The 6,100-nt window shown below is 34.5% G+C and carries 4 protein-coding genes; 2 read left to right on the top strand and 2 right to left on the bottom strand.

Translation table 11 applies throughout. The features are described from left to right. Both HNS38_RS15480 and HNS38_RS15475 read right to left on the bottom strand, forming a co-directional pair. The coding region (locus HNS38_RS15480; protein ID WP_172346678.1) for an MFS transporter at positions 1 to 856 on the bottom strand (856 nt) is incomplete at its 3' end. A gap of 254 nt (positions 857 to 1,110) precedes the next feature. Continuing rightward, complete coding sequence (locus HNS38_RS15475) at positions 1,111 to 3,462, bottom strand: sodium-translocating pyrophosphatase (protein ID WP_172277033.1); 2,352 nt, start codon at positions 3,460 to 3,462, stop codon at positions 1,111 to 1,113. A gap of 535 nt (positions 3,463 to 3,997) precedes the next feature. Here HNS38_RS15475 and HNS38_RS15470 point away from each other — a divergent pair. Together HNS38_RS15470 and HNS38_RS15465 are read left to right on the top strand one after the other, a co-directional pair. Further along, entirely contained in the window at positions 3,998 to 4,804 is an 807-nt protein-coding gene (locus HNS38_RS15470; RefSeq protein WP_172277030.1) for a DUF2249 domain-containing protein, read from the top strand. Continuing rightward, positions 4,801 to 6,099: a hypothetical protein gene (locus HNS38_RS15465; protein ID WP_172277027.1), complete on the top strand. Its 1,299-nt coding sequence runs from the start codon at positions 4,801 to 4,803 to the stop codon at positions 6,097 to 6,099. Before HNS38_RS15470 ends, HNS38_RS15465 begins: the two co-directional genes overlap by 4 nt. The last annotated feature ends 1 nt before the right edge of the window (position 6,100 follow it).

Here is a 6,100-nt window from a genome sequence, read left to right as displayed (position 1 = left end):
CTATTAAGGTAATGGTGTGAGCTGATAGCGCATCGTCTAGTTTTACCTGATGAAAAGTATGTAAATAAGATGGCAAGAAGATAAATATTAAATAAACTGAAACTCCAAATGCCCAACTCAATAACATAATTTTTAATGCTTGTAATTTATAAGACGCCCAAAATTCGGCCAAAGGTGTTTTATAAGAAGATTGTTCTTTGTTGGCCTCCTCAAAATGTTCCTCTTCTCCCATTCCTTTCCTAAGGTAAAGACCAACAATTCCAATCACAGCACCAAAAAGAAATGGTATTCTCCAACCAAAATCGTGCAGCTGCTCAGTGCTCAATATGGAAGTGATGATAGAGCCTAAACCAGAGCCCAATAGCATTCCTCCAAAAACTCCAAATGTAGACCATGAACCAAAGAATCCACGTTTGCCCTTTGGTGCTTTTTCAACTAAAAAAGAAATGGAACCCGTGAACTCTCCTCCTACTGATAAACCTTGGAGGAGTCTTAATAGAACCAATAAGAGCGCTGAATACCATCCAATGTCTGCGTATGTTGGCAAAAATCCAATAAGAGTCGTAGGAATAGCCATCAGTAAGATAGAGTATAATAAAGCTTTCTTTCTACCTTGTCTATCACCAATATGTCCAAATATAATTCCTCCGATAGGTCGCATTAAATAACCAGCTGCAAAAATCCCAAATGCAGAAATCAATTGCACCACTTTATCCTCGTCAGGGAAAAATTGCGCTCCAATCACAGTAGCAAAGAATCCATATACAGTAAAATCATACCATTCTAAAATATTTCCGGAAAATCCAGCAATAAGCGATCGCATATTAATACTGGAGTTTTTTGACTTTTCTTTCATTTCATTTGGTTTTGGTGAAAAACACTAGCCTAAAGTTAGTAATAATCAACTACATATCTCTAGTTCTTGATAAATAAATAAACAATATTGAATTATAACTGGCAAACAATAGAGTTTCATTACTCCAATTATTTAATTGACAACTGGCTAAACCTTCAGTATTCAAGATTCTTAGCCTTATTTCAAGAAAAAGTTAAACAAAAAAAACCCACCTCAAAAGAGATGGGTTCAATAGTTATATAATTGCACTCCCTTTAATTAGGTTTAAGGCTCCTATTTTCAGCTAAAACAACTTGTTCTTCTATACTAGTCAAATCAGACTCTGTTAAAATGATTGTTTTAGAATCCTCAGAATTTTCTTCACTTACTTCTATAGATTGTACTTCATTTATCGATTTCACCATTTCAATTTTGTTCACTGGTTCTTCTCCAGCTAATTCCCAATTCACATTGGCAATACTTGGTGCAATCACTAATGCCACTACTGACATCAATTTTAATAAAATATTTAATGATGGTCCAGAAGTATCTTTAAAAGGATCACCTACTGTATCTCCAACAACAGAAGCTTTATGAGAAGCTCCTCCTTTTTTGTGCTCGTAACCATCTATTACCTGTCCTTCTTCGATCATCTTCTTAGCATTATCCCAAGCTCCTCCAGCATTTGATTGGAAGATCGCCATCAGTACACCACTAGTGGTAACTCCTGCTAGTAATCCACCCAACATTTCAGGTCCGCCTATAAAACCAACTAGAGTTGGAGTTACAATGGCTAATAAACCAGGCAAAACCATTTCTTTTAATGATGCTTTTGTAGAAATTGCCACACATTTTTCATATTCAGCTTTGGTTTGAGCATGTTCTACCTCATCAACTTCTGCTTGTGTCGCTTTTGATAAATCAGAATTATATTTCTTCATAATTTTCAGAGCCGATTTAAGTTCAGGAATGTTAGCGAACTGTCTTCTTACTTCTTCAATCATTTTCATAGCTGCTCTTCCTACAGCATTCATAGCTAAGGCTGAAAATACATAAGGCAACATGGCTCCCACTAATAATCCAGCCATAACTGTTGGCTTGGAAATATTAATACTACTAATACCAGATTGTTGCATAAAAGCAGAGAATAAAGCTAAAGCTGTTAATGCAGCTGAGGCAATAGCAAAACCTTTACCAATGGCAGCTGTAGTATTTCCTACAGCATCTAATTTATCTGTTCTTTGCCTTACTTCTTCTGGTAGATCACTCATTTCGGCAATTCCACCAGCATTATCAGCAATAGGTCCATAAGCATCTACTGCTAATTGGATTCCTGTATTAGCAAGCATTCCAACAGCTGCTATAGCAATACCATATAACCCTGCAAAATAGAATGCTCCAATTATACCAGCAGCAATAATAAGAATTGGTATAGCTGTAGACATCATACCTACACCTAAACCTGCAATAATATTTGTAGCAGAGCCTGTAACTGATTGCTTTACTATTAAAGTAACAGGTTTTGTTCCTGTACCTGTATGATATTCAGTAATTTTACCAACACCTAATCCCGCAACTAGTCCCACAATGGTTGCCCAAAATACACCAAGTGCAGTATAATCTTTTCCACCGAGGCTCCAAGCCTCTGGTAATAGATTTGTAATTATAAAATATGCTCCAACTAACATCAAAGCTGCCGATATAAATTCTCCTTTATTTAATGCTGTCTGAGGGTTTCCTCCTTCTTTAACTTTAACAAAAAAGGTACCAATAATAGAAACTAAAATTCCTACGCTAGCTAATGCCAATGGCAACATGACAGCTCCTAATGAAAATTCTGAAAAAGCTGGCAAAACAGAAAAACTAGCTCCAAGAACCATAGTTGCAATAATTGAACCTACAAAAGATTCATAAAGGTCAGCTCCCATTCCTGCTACATCACCTACATTATCACCTACATTATCGGCAATAGTTGCAGGATTGAGCGGATGATCTTCTGGAATACCGGCTTCAACTTTACCTACCAAATCAGCTCCAACATCTGCAGCTTTAGTATATATTCCTCCCCCAACTCTTGCAAACAGTGCAATAGATGAAGCCCCTAATGAAAAAGAACTAATCACATTTAATACCACAGTGATTCCCCAATCTACACCAATTACATAATTATAAAATAAGAATAATCCACCTAATCCGAAAACACCAAGACTTACAACTCCTAGTCCCATAACACTTCCGCCATTAAAAGCTACTACTAGTGCTTTACTTATCGATGTACGTGCTGCATTTGTGGTTCTAACATTTGCTTTTGTTGCAATATTCATCCCAATATATCCTGCTAAGGCAGAAAATACAGCACCAACAATAAACGACAATACAGCAAAACCATTGGAACTGTCCTGTGCTGTGCTATTAAAAAATAAAAGAACTGCGACTGCTACAACAAAAATAGAGAGAACTTTATACTCAGATTTTAGGAAAGCCATTGCTCCCTTTGAAATATGTCCTGCAATAACGGCCATTTTTTCAGTCCCAACCTCTTGTTTGTTAACCCAAGACGTTTTCCAAAACATAAACACAAATCCAGCTATAGAAAATGCCAGAATAAAATAGATGATAGAATCCATATAATTAAGTTTTTATTTATTTCTTTTAAAATGATGGTAATATTCTTTGGTATTAGGTCTGGTTCCCAACAAAAATATAAAAATATATATGCTGATTATATGCATGCATAAAAGATTTTTTTCTATATTTGAAAGATATTACCGCAGAATTTTTATCCAGCTCCTATTTCAGTGTAATTTCCATCAATATATTTTAGTACAACTACTTACACAAATATTTCTCCGGAATTTATAGCTCCTTAATTCTCAACCGCAAACGATTGAAATTTTACAGACTTTTTTTCTTATTTATTCTATTATTCGATTTTTATTTAATGTAGTATTTTTCAACTCTACTTAATCCTAATTCTGGCATTATCCTAGCTAAATTAAATTTAACAAAAAATATATTGTTAATTTTATGTTAATATTTTAAAACCATTTGGTCTAAAATCTCCTAAACTTTTAGTTATCATGAATTTTACTTTCTCTCTTTCATTCAAAATACCTATTTTTAGGTATTGTCGTACCTATTTGCTTTTTTTACATTTGCCTCATGATAATCAATGAACATACTAAGATATTGGAAATTATAAAGTCGAATGAGCAAGCCATTGAAATCATTGCACAAATCAATTCGAATTTTAAAAAATTAAAAAATCCAGTTTTGCGCAAATTACTAGCTCCTAGAGTGAATGTAAAACAAGCGGCAAAAATTGGAGGAGTAAGTAGCGATAGTATTCTGGAAGCACTTAGCAAAATAGGATTCCAAATAGAGAACTGTCAACCAAAAGAAACCATAAATATACCTGAATTAGAAAAACAAATTAATATGAATCACCTAGAGAAAATCACCCTTGATGTACGCCCTATATTAAATTCGGGGGAAGATCCATTCAATAAAATTATGGCACAACTAAAAACGATGAATGAGCACCAAGCTTTATTAATCATCAATACTTTTGAGCCTATCCCTCTTCTGAATATATTAAAAGATAAAGGATTTTCATACCAAACAACCCGTCCAACAGAACAAGAAGTACATACATTATTATATAAAACTTCTGAAGAGAAATTAGAGGAGCCTAAAAATGAAAAGCCTAATAAAGATTGGAGTTTCGAGCACGTTGAAGAAGCGTACAAAGGTAAAATGGCGGAACTAGATGTACGAGATCTAGAAATGCCTATGCCAATGGTGAGCATTCTTGAAGCTGTTGAGAATATCGATTCAAAAAACGCTCTATTTGTTCATCACAAAAAACTTCCTCAATATCTAATACCAGAATTGAAAAACAGAGACTTTTCATTTGTTTCTAAAGAAATAGACAGCGCTAATATTAAACTTATCATATTTAAATCATGAATTCAGGATTAAGCACAAAAAATGCTCCATCTCCAGGAGTAGTCATCCCCTATTATATCTATAGTGCATTTAGTTTGGTATTAGCCTCTATTATGATGTTGGTATCGGGAGAGAATATTCTGGCCTCTTTTATTGGGCCAAACCTATTAAGCTTTACTCATATGCTCGTTCTAGGCTGGGTAAGTATGGTTATTTTCGGAGCTCTTTACCAGTTGATTCCTGTAGTAATGGAGGTGAAAATTAACAGTGAAAAGATGGCTCATTTCAGTTTCTGGACCCTTGCCATTGGAAACATCCTCTTGAGTTTTAGCTTTTGGCAGAACTATACGTCACCAAAATGGATGAGCATTATTGGAGGAAGTCTTGTTCTTCTTTCCATTATCGTGTTTGTCATCAATTTTGTTGCAACGGCAAGAACAACCCGTGTAAAATCCACACAGAATAACTTTATCATCACTTCTGTATTTTGGCTTTCACTTACTGTTGCTTTAGGCATAGCTATTTTGTTAAATAACAAATTCTATTTCATGCAGATTTCGCCCATTGAACTGCTAAAAGCTCATGCAGCTCTTGGTCTTATTGGATGGTTTCTGATGTTAGTGATGGGAGTAGCAAGTATTTTACTCCCAATGTTCTTTATTGTACACAACTTGAAAACCATTTATATTAAGATAAGCTATGCCCTCACCAATTTAGGGCTAACCTTTCTTGTTGTTTCTTTATTGTTATCATTTCCATCATGGACTAAAGAAATTGCTGGCCTTATGATTCTATTAGGAGTGGCTTCATTTGTAAGATATAATTTTGATGCCTATAAAAACAGATTAAGAAAGAGACTGGATATTGGAATGAAATTGACCGTTCTATCCTTCCTTTTATTGGCTGCAAGTTTTATAAATGGATTATTGGTATTTCTGGCTCCTGATTTTCTATCAGCTCAAATTATACCGCTGAGCTTGGCATTTGGAATGAATCTTATTTTGGGATTCTTCACCTCCCTTATTTTAGGACAAATGTATAAAACACTTCCTTTTATTCTTTGGCTGGCCAGATATCAAGATAAAGTAGGGAAATTCAAAACTCCACTTCCGGCTGACCTATATTCAGAGAAAATAGCAAATGCTCATTATTACAGTTTTATCACCGCAATTATACTATTGAATATTAGCCTATTTGTTCATTGCAAACTTACATTTTATGGAGGAGTTATTGCCTTGTTTATTACAGCTTTCCTCTATACTTACAATACAATGAAAATCGTTTTACATAAAGAGAATTTGAAACCATTAAAATAAA

The organism is Lentimicrobium sp. L6 (assembly GCF_013166655.1).
Taxonomy (GTDB): Bacteria; Bacteroidota; Bacteroidia; order Bacteroidales; family UBA12170; genus UBA12170.
The sequence above is the reverse complement of the archived record's forward strand: the minus strand, read 5'-3'. Positions and strand labels throughout refer to the sequence as shown.